Origin of the sequence: Pseudoalteromonas sp. SR45-4, assembly GCF_014163535.1 — a bacterium.
GTDB lineage: Bacteria > Pseudomonadota > Gammaproteobacteria > Enterobacterales > Alteromonadaceae > Pseudoalteromonas > Pseudoalteromonas nigrifaciens.
This window is the reverse complement of record NZ_JACJDO010000009.1, coordinates 91,321-109,032: the sequence shown is the minus strand read 5'-3', so window position 1 is coordinate 109,032 and position 17,712 is coordinate 91,321. Positions and strand designations below refer to the sequence as shown.

Genomic DNA, 17,712 nt, shown 5'->3' with positions numbered 1-17,712 from the left:
TCACCTGGGAAATCGTATTCTGAAAGAAGTTCACGAACTTCCATTTCTACTAGCTCAAGTAGCTCTTCGTCATCAACCATGTCACATTTGTTCATGAACACGATGATGTAAGGAACGCCAACTTGACGAGAAAGTAGGATGTGCTCACGCGTTTGTGGCATAGGGCCATCAGTCGCAGCAACTACTAAGATAGCGCCATCCATTTGAGCAGCACCAGTGATCATGTTTTTAACATAATCGGCGTGACCAGGACAATCTACGTGTGCGTAGTGACGAGTAGGCGTATCGTACTCAACGTGTGAAGTTGAGATTGTGATACCACGTTCGCGCTCTTCTGGAGCGTTATCGATTGATGCGAAATCTTTAGCAACACCGCCGTATACTTTTGCAAGTACGTTAGTGATTGCTGCAGTTAGTGTAGTTTTACCGTGGTCAACGTGGCCGATTGTACCTACGTTTACATGCGGTTTTACGCGTTCAAACTTTGCTTTTGCCATCTTAAAAAATTCCTATAAAGAAATTAAAGTCTAACTCACTATTGAGTTAAACAAGCTAAAAATCATATTACAGCGCGAGCTGAAATTATTGTCTCTGCAACATGTTTCGATGCTTCGGCGTACTTCAAAAACTCCATAGAGTATGAAGCACGACCCTGTGTTGCAGATCGTAAGGCAGTAGCATAACCAAACATTTCAGAAAGGGGAACCTGTGCATTAATTTGCTTCAGTCCACCTAATGAATCTTCCATGCCTTCGATCATGCCGCGGCGACGGTTTAAGTCACCAACTACATCACCCATGTTTGCTTCAGGAGTGAGTACTTCAACCTTCATTACTGGCTCTAAAAGTACCGGGCTCGCTTGCAGCGCGCCTTGCTTCATTGCCAATGAACCTGCTATTTTAAATGCCATTTCATTCGAGTCTACATCATGGAATGAACCATCATATAAAGTCGCTTTAACGCCAAGTAATGGGTAGCCTGCCAGCACACCTTGAGACATTTGCTCTTGGATGCCTTTGTCTACCGCAGGGACGTATTCTTTGGGAATAGAACCACCTACAGTTTCGTTAACGAACTCGTAAATTGGTGCTTCGTCATCCGTAATATCCATCGGTTCAAGTTTAAGCCAGACGTGACCATATTGACCACGACCACCTGATTGACGTATAAACTTACCTTCAACTTTAACAGTTGAACGGATAGCTTCTCGGTATGCAACCTGCGGCTTACCAACGTTACATTCAACACTGAATTCACGTTTCATACGTTCGACGAGGATATCGAGGTGAAGTTCACCCATGCCAGATATTATAATCTGACCCGATTCTTCGTCGGTTTGTACACGAAAAGATGGATCTTCAGCCGCTAGTTTACCCAGCGCGATCCCCATCTTATCTTGGTCAGCGATTGTGCGAGGCTCAACCGCAACAGAGATTACTGGTTCAGGAAATTCCATACGCTCAAGCGTAATGATGGATTTCGGATCACACAGTGTTTCACCTGTTGTTACGTCTTTGAGACCAATAGCCGCCGCGATGTCGCCTGCGAAGACTTCTTTGATCTCTTCACGTGAGTTTGAATGCATCTGTACGATACGACCAAGACGCTCACGCTTACTTTTAACTGGGTTGTATACCGCGTCACCCTGTTTAACTGTACCAGAGTAAACACGGAAAAAAGTTAAGGTGCCAACAAACGGGTCCGTTGCAATTTTAAATGCAAGTGCAGCAAACGGCGCTTTATCATCAGCAGGACGCTCTTCTTCTGTACCATCTTCTAGGATACCTTGAATTTGTTTCACTTGCGTAGGAGCAGGCATGTATTCAACAACGCAATCAAGCACTGCTTGAACACCTTTGTTTTTAAATGCGCTACCACACGTCATAGGAACAATGTCGTTTGCTAATGTACGTTGGCGTAAAGCTTCTTTTATTTCGGCTTCACTTAACTCTTCACCCTCTAAGTATTTATCCATTAGTTCTTCAGTAGCTTCTGCAGCACTTTCAACTAAATGAGAGCGCCATTCATCGGCTAATTCCTGAAGTTCTGCCGGTATTGCCTCATAAGTGAAAGTCATTCCCTGGTCCGCTTCGTTCCAGTTAATAGCTTTCATCTTGATTAGGTCAATAACACCTTTAAAGCCGTCTTCAGCGCCTATTGGCAACTGAATTGGAACAGGCGTTGCTCCAAGACGAGATTTCACCTGGTCAACAACTGCAAAGAAGTCAGCGCCTGTGCGATCCATTTTGTTTACGAAGATCATTCTTGGAACTTCGTATTTGTTCGCTTGACGCCAAACTGTCTCAGTTTGCGGCTGTACACCAGATGAAGCACAAAGAACAACTACCGCACCATCTAATACGCGTAAAGAACGCTCTACTTCGATAGTGAAATCAACGTGTCCTGGAGTATCAATAATATTGATACGATGAGCGTCAAATTGAGCGTCCATCCCTTTCCAGAAACACGTAGTTGCAGCAGAAGTGATTGTGATACCACGCTCTTGTTCCTGCTCCATCCAGTCCATAGTTGCAGCACCATCATGCGTTTCACCGATCTTATGAGAAAGACCCGTGTAAAACAGAATACGTTCTGTTGTGGTGGTTTTGCCTGCATCTACGTGAGCACAAATACCGATATTACGATAGCGCTCAAGTGGAGTTGTACGTGCCATAAAATCCTCTTAAAGGTTAAGGGCAGATTACCAACGGTAATGAGCGAATGCTTTATTCGCTTCAGCCATACGGTGAACGTCTTCACGTTTCTTAACCGCAGTGCCTTTGTTGTCAGCAGCGTCAACGATTTCTTGAGCTAAACGTAAGCCCATAGATTTTTCGCCACGCTTACGAGCAGCGTCTACTAACCAACGCATACCTAATGCGTTACGACGAACTGGACGTACTTCAACTGGTACTTGGTAAGTTGAACCACCAACACGGCGAGATTTAACTTCTACCTGTGGGCGGATATTATCAAGTGCCGTTTCAAAGATTTCTAGGTGCGACTTGCCTGATTTCTCAGCAGCCACATTTAGCGCACCATAAACGATTTTTTCAGCAGTAGATTTCTTGCCATCTAACATTACGATGTTTACGAATTTCGCAAGAAGCTCCGATCCGAACTTAGGATCTGGAAGAATTTTACGTTGACCTATTACGCGTCTTCTAGGCATTTTGTATCTCCGGTTTATTCAGGTTTGCTCTTATCGAGTCAATAACCCAAAACAATAATTAAAAATATTTAGTGCTTGGCCTTACTAACGGAGAACTATTAGCCTTTAGGGCGTTTAGTACCGTATTTAGAACGAGCTTGGCGACGATCGCTAACGCCTGCACAGTCAAGTGCACCACGAACGGTGTGAAAACGCACACCTGGTAAATCTTTAACACGACCACCACGGATTAGGATTACACTGTGCTCTTGAAGGTTATGACCTTCACCACCAATGTATGAAGTTACTTCGAAACCGTTAGTTAAACGTACACGAGCTACTTTACGTAACGCCGAGTTTGGTTTCTTAGGTGTAGTTGTATATACGCGAGTACATACACCGCGCTTTTGCGGACACGCTTTAAGCGCAGCTGAGTTACTTTTCGTAACCTTGCTACGGCGTGGCTTACGCACTAGCTGGTTAATAGTTGCCATTTAAATAGCTCCTGAAATTAGAATTACTACTGAAAAAATAAAAAATCCGCCCGTTTTTACAAGTTTGTTTTAAACGCACAGGTAAATGGGTGGCGGAATTTTAATGAGCAAAGATTGACCTGTCAACCTAAACCGCTCGCAAGGTAGAAGATATCTACCTTGCGAAAACCTAATCTATTGATTTGGTTTAGTTTATTGATTTCCAGATAAATCCGCATTTAAAGCATCAGTTAGCGCTTGAGTTGCCTCTTCTGCACTTACAGTCTGCTCTTCTACTACATTTCTTTGCTTACGGCGAGCCATACGTTCTTGATGATACGAAAAGCCGGTACCGGCTGGGATCAAACGACCCACTATTACGTTTTCTTTCAGACCGCGTAACTCATCGCTCTTACCATTCACTGCTGCGTCGGTTAAAACACGTGTTGTCTCTTGGAAAGAGGCTGCAGAGATGAAAGATTCTGTTGCTAGTGATGCTTTTGTGATACCCATTAACTGGATTTCAAACTTAGCTGGGATCTTACCTTGAGCTTCAAGGTCGCGGTTTGCGATATTAACGCGTGCCACTTCAATTTGCTCACCGGCTAAGAAGTCAGTATCACCACCGTGCATAATGGTACATTTACGTAACATTTGACGAATAATAGTTTCAATGTGCTTGTCATTGATCTTAACGCCTTGCAAACGGTAAACCTCTTGCACTTCGTTAACAATGTAGTTAGCAACATGAGTCACACCACGTAAGCGTAAGATGTCATGCGGTGATTCTGGACCATCGGCGATAACTTCACCTTTAGACACTCGTTCACCTTCAAACACGTTAAGTTGACGCCATTTAGGGATCATCTCTTCGTAATGATCACCTTCATCTGGAGTAATAACTAAACGCTTCTTACCTTTAGTCTCTTTACCAAAGCTAATTGTACCGGTAACTTCAGCTAAAATAGCTGGTTCTTTCGGTTTACGAGCTTCGAATAAATCGGCTACGCGTGGTAGACCACCCGTGATATCACGAGTTTTCGAACCTTCTTGCGGAATACGTGCTAATACGTCACCTGGGTTTACTGTCGTGCCGTCAATTACTTCAATCGTAGTGAATGAAGGAAGACGTGTTTCTTGTAAGCCGCGCTCTTCACTTTCAATGATAAGCTTAGGTTCTTTCGCATTCGCTTTAGAAAGATCTTTAACAACTATACGGGTTAAACCGGTTAGTTCATCTGTCTGTGTTTCAGTATTCGAGTCATCGATATCGCTGAACGATACTTTTGACTTATGCTCAAGTACGATTGGGTGACTATGCGGGTCCCAAGTAGCAACGATGTCGTTACCTTGAACTTCTGCATTGTCTTGTACTGTTAATACTGCACCGTAAGGTACTTTATAACGCTCTTTTTCACGGCCATAACTATCAATGATAGTAATTTCCGTAGAACGCGAAATAATAGCAATCTTACCGTCTGTATTTAATACGTACTTAGCGTTGTGAAGCTTTAATGTACCGTTAGTTTTAACTTGTACATTATTCTCAGCAGACGCTCTAGATGCCGCACCACCGATGTGGAATGTACGCATCGTTAACTGTGTACCTGGCTCACCAATTGATTGTGCCGCGATAACACCTACTGATTCACCTGCGTTGATGATATGGCCACGTGCTAGGTCACGACCGTAACAGTTAGCACAAACACCAAAGTCATTATCACACGTGATAACAGAACGTACGCGAACTTCATCTACTGAATGCTCTTCTAAAAGGTCACACAGTTTTTCGTCAAGCATAATGTTACGTTCAACAAGTACTGTATTAGTACCTGGAATAACAATATCTTCAGCAACAACACGACCTAGAACACGTTCACGAAGCGCTTCTACAACATCACCACCTTCAATAAGCGGTTTCATTGTTAAGCCATCTTCTGTGCCACAGTCATCTTCATTGATTACCAAATCTTGTGCAACGTCTACTAGACGACGCGTTAGGTAACCAGAGTTAGCTGTTTTAAGTGCTGTATCGGCAAGACCTTTACGCGCACCATGCGTTGAGATGAAGTACTGAAGTACGTTTAGACCTTCACGGAAGTTAGCTGTGATTGGTGTCTCGATGATTGAACCATCTGGACGTGCCATTAGACCACGCATACCCGCCAACTGACGGATCTGAGCAGCACTACCACGAGCACCTGAGTCGGCCATCATAAACACTGAGTTAAATGACGCTTGCTCTACTTCTTCACCTTGTGCATTAATAACTGTGTCTTTCGACAAGTTAGACATCATCTCACGTGATAAGTTTTCATTTACACGTGACCAAATATCGATAACTTTATTGTACTTTTCACCAGCCGTTACAAGACCTGATTGGAATTGTTGGTTGATTTCAGTAACTTCAGCTTCAGCTGCTTCAATGATCTGCGCTTTAACCGGTGGGATAACTAAGTCATCAATACCGATTGAAACACCTGACTTCATTGCATAATGGAAACCGGTGTACATAATTTGGTCAGCAAACATAACTGTGTCTTTAAGACCAAGACGACGGTAACACTCATTAATTAAGCCAGAAATCTGCTTTTTACCTAGCGGCTGATTGATTGACTCATACGGCATGCCTTTTGGTAAAATTAGCGACAGAATTGCACGACCAACAGTTGTATCGATAACAGTGATAGTATCTTCTACTACGCCGTTTTCGTTTTTAACTGATTGACTAATACGTACTTTCACAATTGCGTGAAGGTCTGCATTGCCACTACGGTATGCTTTTTCTGCTTCTTTTGGATCTTTAAATATCGCGCCTTCGCCTTTAGCGTTAATACGGTCACGAGTCATGTAATAAAGACCCAATACAACATCCTGTGAAGGAACGATGATTGGCTCACCATTCGCAGGAGATAGAATGTTGTTTGTAGACATCATTAAGGCACGAGCTTCAAGCTGCGCTTCAATTGTTAGCGGTACGTGTACCGCCATTTGGTCACCATCGAAATCGGCGTTGTAGGCCGCACATACTAATGGATGCAAATGAATCGCTTTACCTTCGATAAGCACAGGTTCAAACGCTTGGATACCCAAACGGTGAAGTGTTGGTGCACGGTTAAGTAATACTGGATGTTCACGAATTACTTCGTCAAGCACATCCCATACTTCCGGCATTTCACGTTCAACCATCTTCTTCGCAGCTTTGATTGTCGTAGCCATGCCGCGACGCTCTAATTTGCCATAGATAAATGGTTTGAATAGCTCAAGTGCCATCTTCTTAGGAAGACCACATTGGTGAAGCTTAAGTGTAGGACCCACTGTAATTACAGAACGGCCTGAATAATCCACACGCTTACCAAGTAAGTTCTGACGGAAACGACCTTGCTTACCCTTGATCATATCGGCAAGAGATTTAAGAGGACGTTTGTTAGAACCTGTAATTGCACGACCACGACGACCGTTATCAAGTAGCGCATCTACCGCTTCTTGTAACATACGTTTTTCGTTGCGTACGATAATATCTGGTGCTGCTAAATCTAATAGACGCTTAAGACGGTTATTACGGTTAATAACACGACGGTAAAGGTCATTTAGATCAGACGTCGCAAAACGACCACCGTCTAGTGGTACTAATGGGCGTAGATCAGGTGGCAATACTGGAAGTACTGTCATGATCATCCACTCAGGGTTGTTACCTGATTGGTGGAACGATTCCATTAACTTAAGACGTTTGGTGATTTTTTTACGCTTAGTTTCAGAGTTAATTGTTGGTAACTCTTCACGCATTTCAGCAATTAATTGTGCAAGATCGAGTTCACGAAGCAAGTCTAAAACTGCTTCAGCACCCATCTTAGCTTCAAATTCATCACCATGCTCTTCAAGTGCATCTAAGTATTCTTCTTCACCTAATAGCTGACCACGCTCAAGCGTTGTCATACCAGGCTCAGTTACTACGAATGATTCGAAGTAAAGAACACGTTCAATATCACGAAGCGTCATATCTAGCATTAAGCCGATACGTGACGGTAATGATTTTAAAAACCAAATATGCGCAACTGGGCTCGCAAGGTCAATATGACCCATACGATCGCGTCGCACTTTAGTGAGTGTAACTTCAACGCCACACTTCTCACAGATCACACCGCGGTGTTTAAGACGCTTATATTTACCACATAAGCATTCATAATCTTTCACTGGGCCGAAAATACGGGCACAGAATAAGCCATCGCGCTCAGGCTTGAAAGTACGGTAGTTAATAGTCTCAGGTTTCTTTACTTCACCGTATGACCACGAACGAACCATGTCTGGTGAAGCAAGACCAATGCGAATTGCATCGAATTCTTCGGTCTTATTTTGTTGCTTCAGAAACTTAAGTAAGTCTTTCACCTTAGCTCTCCTGTCGGAGTTAATCTTGAGGACGGGTAGTCTCGTCCCTACATTCTATTCGGCCGTAACAGATGCTGCAGCGTTAACTGCAGCATCTAATTGGCTTAATTTTCTTCCAACTCGATGTTGATACCCAGTGAGCGGATTTCTTTTAACAATACGTTAAACGATTCTGGCATACCTGGTTCCATTTTATGGTTACCATCAACGATGTTTTTATACATCTTAGTACGACCGTTCACGTCATCCGATTTCACTGTTAGCATTTCTTGTAGAGTGTAAGCAGCACCGTAAGCTTCAAGTGCCCATACTTCCATCTCACCAAAACGCTGGCCACCGAACTGTGCTTTACCACCCAGCGGCTGCTGAGTAACAAGGCTATAAGAACCAGTAGAACGCGCATGCATTTTGTCATCAACTAAGTGATTCAGTTTCAGCATGTACATGTAACCAACGGTTACTTGACGTTCGAACTGATCGCCAGTACGGCCATCATAAAGTGTAACCTGACCACTTCTTGGGTAGCCCGCAAGCTCTAGCATGTCTTTGATTTCGTTTTCTTTCGCGCCATCAAATGCTGGAGTAGCTATTGGTAAACCACCTTTTAAGTTTTCAGCCAAACGACGAATTTCGTCATCTGTAAAGCTATCAATGTCTACTACTTGACGAGATTCGCCAATTTCGTAGGCTTGCTTGATGAAGGCGCGTAACTCATGCAGCTCACGTTGCTCTTTCATCATTTCTTCAATGCGTTCACCAATACCACGTGCAGCTAGACCCATATGTGTTTCAAGGATCTGACCGATGTTCATACGTGATGGTACACCCAGTGGGTTAAGTACGATATCTACCGTACGACCTTTATCATCGTATGGCATATCTTCTACTGGTACGATAGTCGAGATAACACCTTTGTTACCATGACGACCCGCCATTTTATCACCCGGTTGGATACAACGCTTAACAGCTAGGTATACTTTAACAATCTTAAGTACGCCAGGTGCTAGGTCATCGCCTTGAGTGATTTTACGACGTTTGTTTTCAAACTTCTTATCGTATTCAGCTTTAAGCTCGTCATACTGGGCTGCTAATTGCTCAAGCTCAGCTTGCTTGTCTTCTTCAGCAAGGCTTTGCGTAAGTAGCTTCTCAGCATTTAATAACGCTAATTTGTCTTCATCAAAGCCAGCTGCGATAAGTAACTTACGCGCACGGTCTAATACACCAGCTTCTAGAATACGGAACTCTTCGTTGAAGTCTTTCTTCGCATCGCGAAGCTGCATTTCTTCAACTTCTAACGCACGCTTATCTTTTTCAACACCATCACGGGTGAAAACTTGCACGTCAATTACAGTACCAGTTACAGAATTTGGTACACGTAAAGAGCTGTCTTTAACGTCAGACGCTTTTTCGCCGAAGATAGCTCGTAGTAGCTTCTCTTCAGGAGTTAATTGCGTTTCGCCTTTCGGAGTCACTTTACCTACCAGAATATCGCCGCTTTTAACTTCAGCACCAATATAAACAACGCCTGATTCATCAAGCTTGCCTAGTGCAGATTCGCCCACATTCGGGATATCTGCAGTGATCTCTTCAGAACCTAATTTAGTATCACGGGCAATACACTGTAGTTCTTGAATGTGGATAGTCGTTAGACGATCTTCTTCAACTACGCGCTCTGAAAGTAAGATTGAATCCTCGAAGTTATAACCATTCCATGGCATAAATGCCACGCGCAAGTTTTGACCAAGAGCTAAGTCGCCCAAGTCAGTCGAAGGACCATCTGCTAACACATCGCCACGAGTAACCGGTTCGCCAACCATACAAGTTGGTTTTTGGTTAATACATGTATTTTGGTTAGAACGTGTGTATTTGGTTAAGTTGTAAATGTCGATGCCCGCTTCGCCTGGAACGCGTTCTTCTTCATGTACATTAACAACGATGCGACTTGCGTCACAATACATTACTTCACCACCACGTTTTGCAACGATAGTAACACCAGAGTCTTTCGCTAGTGTTAGCTCAATACCAGTACCTACTAACGGCTTATCCGCTTTCAATGTTGGTACTGCTTGACGTTGCATGTTTGAACCCATCAATGCACGGTTAGCATCATCGTGTTCTAGGAACGGGATAAGTGCTGCCGCTACAGAGATCACCTGTTGTGGTGATACATCCATATATTGCTGGTCCATACGTCCCATAAAGGTAGATTCACCTTTGTGACGACATGGAATAAGTTCATCTACAAACTCATTGGTTTCGGTTAAGTTTGAGTTCGCCTGTGCGATAACAAACTGACCTTCTTCAATGGCTGATAGGTAATCAACTTCATCAGTTACAACACCGTCTACCACTTTGCGGTAAGGTGTTTCTAAGAAACCATAATCATTAGTACGTGCGTACGTAGATAATGAGTTAATTAGACCGATGTTTGGACCCTCAGGAGTCTCGATTGGACATACGCGACCATAGTGAGTTACGTGAACGTCACGTACTTCAAAGCCTGCGCGCTCACGAGTTAGACCGCCCGGCCCTAATGCAGAAATACGACGCTTATGCGTTACTTCTGATAGCGGGTTATTTTGGTCCATAAACTGTGATAACTGAGACGAGCCGAAGAACTCTTTAACCGCTGCCGAAATAGGCTTAGCGTTAATAAGATCTTGTGGCATTATCGCATCTAGGTCACCTAAGCTTAAACGCTCACGTACAGCACGTTCTACACGCACTAAACCTACACGGAATTGGTTCTCAGCCATTTCGCCAACACTACGTATACGACGGTTGCCTAAGTGGTCAATATCATCTACATCGCCAACACCGTTACGAATAGCAATCAATACCTTCATAACCGACACGATGTCTTCTTTGCTTAATGTGCCTGGGCCTGTATCGGTATCGTAACCAACACGGCTATTGAACTTCATACGACCTACCGTTGATAAGTCATAGCGCTCTTCTGAGAAGAACAAGTTCTGGAATAAGGCTTCAGCCGCGTCTTTCGTCGGTGGCTCGCCTGGGCGCATCATGCGATAAATTTCTACTAATGCTTCTAAACGGCTGCTTGAAGAGTCAATGTTCAAGGTATTTGACATGTAAGCACCGCTGTCCACTTCATTGATATATAACGTATCAATTTTAGTGTGACCGGCTTTAACCAATTCAGCCATTAATTCAAGCGTTAGCTCGTCATTTGCATTAGCTACAACTTCACCTGTTGACTCATCAACATAGTTTTTCGCTAATACACGACCAATGATGTACTCATGTGGTACTTCTAATTGCTTAATGCCTTTTTTCTCGATGTTCTTGATATGGCGAGCCGTAACACGACGACCACTTTCAACAAACACTTCACCGTCTTCGCTCTTAATATCAAAAGCGGCGGTTTCACCACGTAAACGTGAAGGTACCAGTTCCATAAGAACTTTACCGTCAGTTACTTCAAACGTAGTGTTGTCGAAGAAAATACCAAGAATGTCTTCACTCGAGTACTCAAGTGCACGTAAGATAATAGACGCCGGTAATTTACGACGACGGTCAATACGTACATATAAGTTATCTTTTGCATCAAATTCAAAGTCTAACCATGAACCACGATATGGGATAACACGTGCGTTATATAACACTTTACCCGATGAGTGAGTTTTACCGCGGTCGTTATCAAAGAATACACCAGGGCTACGGTGTAGCTGAGAAACGATAACACGCTCTGTACCATTGATTACAAAGGTACCGGTATCGGTCATGAGCGGAATTTCGCCCATGTAAACTTCTTGCTCTTTAATGTCTTTAACTGTGCCTGGAGCTTCTTTGTCCATAACTACAAGACGCAATTTCACGCGAAGTGGAGCAGAATAAGTCACACCGCGAATTTGACATTCTTTTACATCGAAAACTGGCTCGCCAATACGATAACTTACGTATTGCAGCTCAGAATTTCCTGAGTAGCTTTTAATTGGGAACACAGAACGGAAGGCTGCTTCCAAACCATGATCGCCATCAGCGTCAGGCACTAAGAATTTTTTAAACGATTCTAACTGTGTAGATAGTAAGAAAGGTATATCCAAAACTTGTGGACGTTTACCAAAATCCTTACGGATACGTTTCTTTTCAGAATAAGAGTAAGCCATGGGGTTCCTCAGCTTGCTGATCTTTGACCCGACCTGTTCTTGTAAGAACAGACTTAACTGGCATCTATGCCAAGATTTACAACATTTGATTGTTGTTCTAATTTAGTCCCACTTTAACACTAGCAAACTATAAAGCGTTGAAAGTAAAGAAAAAACCAGATTTTATTTGAACTAAAAGAGTGCATCACTCTATAGCGCAAAAAGGCCGGTGATTAAATAATCACCAGCCCTTGCCTGATTTCTCAGGCAGCGAACTTAGCAAAAGCTAAATTACTTAACCTCAACTTCAGCACCAGCTTCAGTAAGGTCTTTAGCAAGAGCTTCAGCTTCTTCCTTAGAGATACCTTCTTTAACAGGTGTTGGTGCAGCTTCAACAAGAGCTTTCGCTTCTTTAAGGCCTAGGCCAGTTGCGCTACGAACTGCTTTGATTGCAGAAACCTTGTTAGCGCCAGCGCCAGTAAGGATTACATCAAATTCAGTCTTTTCTTCAACTGCTTCAGCAGCTGGACCAGCTACCATACCAGCAGCAGCAGTTACGCCGAATTTTTCTTCCATTGCTTCGATAAGAGCAACAACGTCCATTACTGACATTTCAGCAATTGCGTCAAGGATTTGGTCTTTAGATACAGACATTTCAAATTTCCTAATAATTAACGGACTTTAAGTCCAAATAAATTTTACACCGAAAGGGATTAAACAACTTAAAATTAAGCAGCTTGCTCTTCTTTCTGTACACGTACTGCTTCAATTGTTTTACACAATTTACCAGCAGACGCTTCTTTCATAGCGCTCATTAAGCGTGCAACAGCTTCGTCGTATGTAGGTAATGTAGCAAGCATTGCTGCATCAACAACATTTCCTTCAAAAGCGGCCGTTTTAAGCTCAAATTTCTCGTTCTTTTTTGCAAAAGCAGAAAAGATACGCGCAGCAGCACCTGGGTGCTCTGATGAGAAAGCGATTAAGCTTGGACCAACAAATGAATCAGAAAGGCACTCAAACTGTGTTCCTTCAAGAGCACGTTTTGCTAAAGTGTTACGGACAACTTTCATCCAAACACCATTTGCACGAGCTTCTTTACGAAGGGCAGTGATTGCGCCAACTGTTACACCACGAGAATCTGCAACAACTGCAGATAGAGCACCATTGGCTGCTTCGTTGACTTCAGCAACTATTGCTTGTTTGCCTTGAAGATTTAAAGCCATGGGTGTTACTCCTGGTTTAATGGGGTTACCGACACTCGGTGTCCCCTGTTCTACTCTTCCCTATCAAACAAGATAGAGATGCTTTTTACGGCGAGAGCCAGAAGGATTAGGAAAAATCTATCTGGGGTCTACACCGTCTACGTAGGTGAGTATTAAGGCCGAAGCCACCTACGGTCTTGGACGGAAGTCCAATTTATCGCTTTACCCTAAGGTGCAACGAAATTATGGACTTCAACCCGAATTCTTTACTTTGCTGAAAAACTAATTAATCAACAAAATGGCGCGAAATTATAGTACAAATTTCACGCCATGTAAACACCGATTAAGCTACAGTAGTGCTTAACGTGTTTTGGTCAACAGCAACGCCTGCGCCCATTGTTGTAGAGATGCTTACTTTCTTCACGTAAACACCTTTAGCTTGAGAAGGTTTAGCCTTCTTAAGCGCAACAATTAGTGACTCAAGGTTTTGTTGTAATTGCTCAGCAGTGAAATCAACCTTACCAATAGTAGTATGGATGATACCATTTTTGTCATTACGGTAACGTACTTGACCCGCTTTTGCATTTTTAACTGCTTCAGCAACGTTAGGTGTTACTGTACCAGTCTTAGGGTTTGGCATTAGACCACGTGGGCCTAAGATTTGACCTAGTTGACCAACAACACGCATAGCGTCTGGTGATGCAACAACAACGTCAAAGTTCATCTCGCCTTTTTTAACTAGCTCAGCAAGATCTTCCATACCTACTAATTCAGCACCGGCTTCTTTCGCAGCTTCTGCGTTAGCGCCTTGTGTGAATACTGCAACGCGAACGTCACGACCAGTACCGTTAGGTAGTACAGTTGCACCACGAACGTTTTGATCAGATTTACGAGCATCGATACCAAGGTTAACAGCAACGTCAACACTTTCTACGAATTTAGCTGTCGCTAACTCTTTTAAAAGCGCGATCGCTTCGTTGATTTCGTAATCTTTAGTTACTTCCACTTTTTCGCGGATAGTACGCATACGTTTAGTTAATTTAGCCATATTCTTAGTCCTCTACGCTCAAGCCCATCGCACGAGCAGATCCTGCGATAGTGCGAACCGCAGCTTCTAAATCAGAAGCTGTAAGGTCAGCTCGTTTAGTCTCAACAATCTCTTCAAGTTGAGCACGAGTTACTGTGCCTACTTTTTCAGTGTTAGGACGGCCTGAGCCTGATTTAACGCCAGCTGCTTTAAGTAGCAAGTATGCTGCAGGTGGAGTTTTCATGTCGAACGTAAAAGAACGGTCACCGTAAACAGAGATCACTACAGGAACTGGAGCGCCTTTTTCGATAGACTCTGTACGTGCGTTAAACGCTTTACAGAATTCCATGATGTTCACACCGTGTTGACCTAGTGCAGGACCTACTGGTGGACTAGGATTAGCCATACCAGCGGCAACTTGTAGCTTGATTAGAGCTTCAACTTTTTTAGCCATTATAAATACCTCATTAAGTGGGTCTCAGCCTTGTGCGCGCGAGGACGCGTACTCTAACGGCTCCCCAATTTAAAAAATTGTTTCGTACTTTTTGTAGCGTAAATTAATTTACCCAAATACAAAAAGGCCGCTGATTATAAGTTAATCAGCGGCCTTTTTCAAGCTTCGTGCCAAATTTTATAGAAAAATCAGCATCACTTTTTTAATCAATTACTTATCTTGTTCAACTTGACCAAATTCAAGTTCAACCGGTGTAGAACGACCAAAAATAAGTACCGACACTTTAACGCGGCTCTTTTCGTAGTCAACTTCTTCAACAACACCGCTAAAGTCAGCAAATGGACCGTCAGTAACACGAACAACTTCACCTGGTTCAAATAAGGTAGCAGGTTTAGGTGCTTCAGCATTTTCTTGTAGGCGATTAAGAATGCGCTCAGCTTCTTTAGGGCTGATAGGAGCAGGACGATCAGACGTACCGCCAATAAAGCCCATAACGCGTTCTGTGCTGTTCACTAAGTGCCAGCTTGCGTCATTCATATCCATTTGTACTAATACATAACCTGGGAAGAATTTACGCTCAGATTTACGCTTTTGGCCAGCGCGCATCTCAACAACTTCTTCAGTTGGTACTAGTATCTCACCAAAGCTCGATTCTAGACCTTCGATTTTAATATGTTCAATTAACGTTTGAGCTACACGCTTTTCGTAACCAGAAAAGGCCTGTACTACATACCAACGTAACTTAATTTCTTTGTTCTCGTTCTCATCCGACATGGGATCAGATCTCCAATCCAGTTAAAAAGCCTACAGCGCGGAATAAAATGCCATCTAATCCCCAAAGGATAAGTGCCATTATCACTGTTGCAACCATTACAATTAATGTCGTGTGGGTAGTTTCTTGACGCGTTGGCCAAATTACTTTGCGCACTTCAATTCTTGCTTCTTTAGCAAAAGTAAGGAAAGTACGTCCTTTAGCTGTTTGCGAGGCAATTGCTAAACCAGCTGCTATTGCAACTACAACGCCAATCGCACGTAGTAATACAGACTGATCTGCAAACATGTGATTACCAACAACTGCGCCTGCAAGTAGCACTATTGCTACTAACCACTTTACTGACTCCATCGCACTTGATGGCGTTTCTACATTCGTGCTCATAATATTATTACCTTAACTACAGACACAACAACCCTACGCTATGGTAGGGTTAATCCATTAAAATCCAAACTTAAAAACAGACTTATTTAAACCGATTTTTAACCCCAGACTTACCCGCAACGCGAGTAATATTGGCAGGGGCGGAGAGATTCGAACTCCCAACCGTCGGTTTTGGAGACCGCTGTTCTACCAATTGGAACTACGCCCCTGCAAAGTGGATGCCTATTATACTTACGCAGTTCATTAACACAAGAGTAAAGATTGTCATCTGATAAAATCTTCACCGTTAATTTACACACCGCATTATTTAACCACTTAACCCGCTAAATTAATATTTATTTATGCAATAAAAAGTCATTCCTGCAATGAGTTACCGTAAAAAAATCAAAATAAACGTACCAACTCGCCACGATAAAAATCGCATAACAACCAAATTTGCTCAAATGCATGCGTTTGCGGCACACTAATCATTTTAAGCTGAGCATCAAAGTCGGCTTTATGCCAAATAGTGCTGGCATTGCGAATTAATAACCAAGTTCGCGCTGAATGATAAGATTTAGTGGCTTTTTGCTCCAGTAATCTCTCTAACGCTAGGCGTAACCTTTGCTCACTTGGGGCTTGCGCCATATCGGCCAATGCCCGTTGCATTGGAATTGACAGTGGCCGGCCAAGCACTGCCATTGCTTCGGTTTCACTGGCATATAAATGCGCAACTTCAATATCAAGTTGCTGATCGCCTTTGTAGCAGCTAACGTCGGGCTTATTGGGCTCATTATGCCAAATATGGCGCATATGAATGCCATATTGCTGCTCATAACAACGTAAAAACAACCTCGCTGCCTCGTGCTCTAACTGTTGTTTTTCTTGTTCGCTATCACGCTTCATTTAATACCGCGTACACATTAGTTAATAAACTTGATGCGCCAAATCTAAAGGTATTTGCTTGTAAGTAGTCATTACCCATAATAGTGCTTGCAAGGGTTAAGTAATCGCTCGCATCTGCAACTGTTTTAACTCCTCCCGCCGCTTTAAAGCCAACTAGCTTGCCCGATTCTTTAATGGTATTGAGTATAGTTTTTGTCGCATCAAGCGTGGCATTAACGGCGACCTTACCGGTACTGGTTTTTACAAAGTCGGCACCGCCTTTAATAGCTAATAATGTGGCTGATGCGATTAAATCGGGTGTTTGTAACTCGCCGCTTTCTATAATCACTTTAAGTAGAGCGCGCGACCCACAGACTTTTTTGCTCTCGGTAACATACTTAAGCACACGGCTTTTATCACCCGCTATTAGCGCTTTATATGGAATAACTAAATCAATTTCATCTGCACCGCGCTCTATGGCAATTAGTGTTTCGTTTATTACGGTATTTAAAGGTGCGTCACCCGTTGGAAAGTTAGTTACTGTGGCTACTTTTATATGGCTTAGCTCTCTGGTAGCTAAGGCTATTTTTGCTTCTGCTACAAAATCACTGTAAACACATACTGCAGCGGGCGTGCCTAATTTAGGGTTAATGCTGTTCACTAACGTATTAATAGCGGCACTATCATCGTTGCTATTTAAGCTGGTTAAATCCATTAAGGCGACAGCCAAAGCAGCCTCTTTTTGTTGTTTAATCATAGTAACCTCATCATATTTATACCGTGATTTAATACCTGTAATTATAGTAACCTAAACTTGCTATAGCTCATAACCAAACACTCTAAGCCCTTAGTTTTACATGCAACCGACCGCAAAGCCTTACTAATTAAGA

The 17,712-nt window shown here is 42.9% G+C and carries 14 protein-coding genes and 1 tRNA gene; all 15 read right to left on the bottom strand.

All coding sequences use genetic code 11. The features are described 5' to 3' along the window. Positions 1–497 (bottom strand): GTP-binding protein (locus H5058_RS06370; RefSeq protein ID WP_182677340.1); only part of this gene is annotated, 497 nt, incomplete at its 3' end. Between the two features lie 62 nt (positions 498–559). Further along, positions 560–2,674, bottom strand: a complete 2,115-nt coding sequence (gene fusA / locus H5058_RS06365) for an elongation factor G (protein ID WP_182677338.1) — start codon at positions 2,672–2,674, stop codon at positions 560–562. A 27-nt stretch (positions 2,675–2,701) separates the two neighbouring features. After that, positions 2,702–3,172 carry a 30S ribosomal protein S7 gene (gene rpsG, locus H5058_RS06360; protein ID WP_011326942.1) on the bottom strand — a complete coding sequence of 157 codons (471 nt, stop codon included), beginning with the start codon at positions 3,170–3,172 and terminating at the stop codon, positions 2,702–2,704. A 98-nt stretch (positions 3,173–3,270) separates the two neighbouring features. Next, the gene (gene rpsL / locus H5058_RS06355; protein ID WP_008165517.1) at positions 3,271–3,645 is read right to left on the bottom strand and encodes a 30S ribosomal protein S12; all 375 of its coding nucleotides are present in this window, start codon (positions 3,643–3,645) and stop codon (positions 3,271–3,273) included. A 192-nt stretch (positions 3,646–3,837) separates the two neighbouring features. Further along, positions 3,838–8,010 (bottom strand): DNA-directed RNA polymerase subunit beta', encoded by a 4,173-nt coding sequence (gene rpoC / locus H5058_RS06350; RefSeq protein WP_182677336.1) that lies wholly within the window; start codon positions 8,008–8,010, stop codon positions 3,838–3,840. A gap of 104 nt (positions 8,011–8,114) precedes the next feature. After that, entirely contained in the window at positions 8,115–12,140 is a 4,026-nt protein-coding gene (gene rpoB / locus H5058_RS06345; protein WP_086995185.1) for a DNA-directed RNA polymerase subunit beta, read from the bottom strand. Positions 12,141–12,410: 270 nt separating this feature from the next. Then, complete coding sequence (gene rplL, locus H5058_RS06340) at positions 12,411–12,773, bottom strand: 50S ribosomal protein L7/L12 (RefSeq protein ID WP_011326939.1); 363 nt, start codon at positions 12,771–12,773, stop codon at positions 12,411–12,413. A 74-nt stretch (positions 12,774–12,847) separates the two neighbouring features. Next, the gene (gene rplJ / locus H5058_RS06335; RefSeq protein ID WP_011326938.1) at positions 12,848–13,342 is read right to left on the bottom strand and encodes a 50S ribosomal protein L10; all 495 of its coding nucleotides are present in this window, start codon (positions 13,340–13,342) and stop codon (positions 12,848–12,850) included. A gap of 322 nt (positions 13,343–13,664) precedes the next feature. Then, positions 13,665–14,369 (bottom strand): 50S ribosomal protein L1, encoded by a 705-nt coding sequence (gene rplA / locus H5058_RS06330; protein ID WP_011326937.1) that lies wholly within the window; start codon positions 14,367–14,369, stop codon positions 13,665–13,667. Between the two features lie 4 nt (positions 14,370–14,373). Beyond that, complete coding sequence (gene rplK, locus H5058_RS06325; RefSeq protein WP_058372361.1) at positions 14,374–14,802, bottom strand: 50S ribosomal protein L11; 429 nt, start codon at positions 14,800–14,802, stop codon at positions 14,374–14,376. A gap of 210 nt (positions 14,803–15,012) precedes the next feature. Beyond that, complete coding sequence (nusG, locus tag H5058_RS06320; protein WP_002958878.1) at positions 15,013–15,576, bottom strand: transcription termination/antitermination protein NusG; 564 nt, start codon at positions 15,574–15,576, stop codon at positions 15,013–15,015. Between the two features lie 4 nt (positions 15,577–15,580). Continuing rightward, the gene (gene secE, locus H5058_RS06315) at positions 15,581–15,958 is read right to left on the bottom strand and encodes a preprotein translocase subunit SecE (protein WP_086995177.1); all 378 of its coding nucleotides are present in this window, start codon (positions 15,956–15,958) and stop codon (positions 15,581–15,583) included. A gap of 132 nt (positions 15,959–16,090) precedes the next feature. Continuing rightward, positions 16,091–16,167, bottom strand: a tRNA-Trp gene (locus H5058_RS06310). A 175-nt stretch (positions 16,168–16,342) separates the two neighbouring features. Next, entirely contained in the window at positions 16,343–16,843 is a 501-nt protein-coding gene (locus H5058_RS06305) for a hypothetical protein (RefSeq protein WP_089367604.1), read from the bottom strand. Beyond that, positions 16,833–17,579, bottom strand: a complete 747-nt coding sequence (deoC, locus tag H5058_RS06300) for a deoxyribose-phosphate aldolase (protein ID WP_086995174.1) — start codon at positions 17,577–17,579, stop codon at positions 16,833–16,835. Before deoC ends, H5058_RS06305 begins: the two co-directional genes overlap by 11 nt. Positions 17,580–17,712 lie beyond the last annotated feature (133 nt).

Bases quoted from the DNA above. Each gene is read 5' to 3' on its own strand.
- secE (WP_086995177.1), bottom strand. From the start codon at position 15,958: ATGAGCACGAATGTAGAAACGCCATCAAGTGCGATGGAGTCAGTAAAG.
- H5058_RS06305 (WP_089367604.1), bottom strand. From the start codon at position 16,843: ATGAAGCGTGATAGCGAACAAGAAAAACAACAGTTAGAGCACGAGGCA.
- rpoB (WP_086995185.1), bottom strand. From the start codon at position 12,140: ATGGCTTACTCTTATTCTGAAAAGAAACGTATCCGTAAGGATTTTGGT.
- rplL (WP_011326939.1), bottom strand. From the start codon at position 12,773: ATGTCTGTATCTAAAGACCAAATCCTTGACGCAATTGCTGAAATGTCA.
- fusA (WP_182677338.1), bottom strand. From the start codon at position 2,674: ATGGCACGTACAACTCCACTTGAGCGCTATCGTAATATCGGTATTTGT.
- rplJ (WP_011326938.1), bottom strand. From the start codon at position 13,342: ATGGCTTTAAATCTTCAAGGCAAACAAGCAATAGTTGCTGAAGTCAAC.
- rplA (WP_011326937.1), bottom strand. From the start codon at position 14,369: ATGGCTAAATTAACTAAACGTATGCGTACTATCCGCGAAAAAGTGGAA.
- nusG (WP_002958878.1), bottom strand. From the start codon at position 15,576: ATGTCGGATGAGAACGAGAACAAAGAAATTAAGTTACGTTGGTATGTA.
- deoC (WP_086995174.1), bottom strand. From the start codon at position 17,579: ATGATTAAACAACAAAAAGAGGCTGCTTTGGCTGTCGCCTTAATGGAT.
- rpsG (WP_011326942.1), bottom strand. From the start codon at position 3,172: ATGCCTAGAAGACGCGTAATAGGTCAACGTAAAATTCTTCCAGATCCT.
- rpsL (WP_008165517.1), bottom strand. From the start codon at position 3,645: ATGGCAACTATTAACCAGCTAGTGCGTAAGCCACGCCGTAGCAAGGTT.
- rplK (WP_058372361.1), bottom strand. From the start codon at position 14,802: ATGGCTAAAAAAGTTGAAGCTCTAATCAAGCTACAAGTTGCCGCTGGT.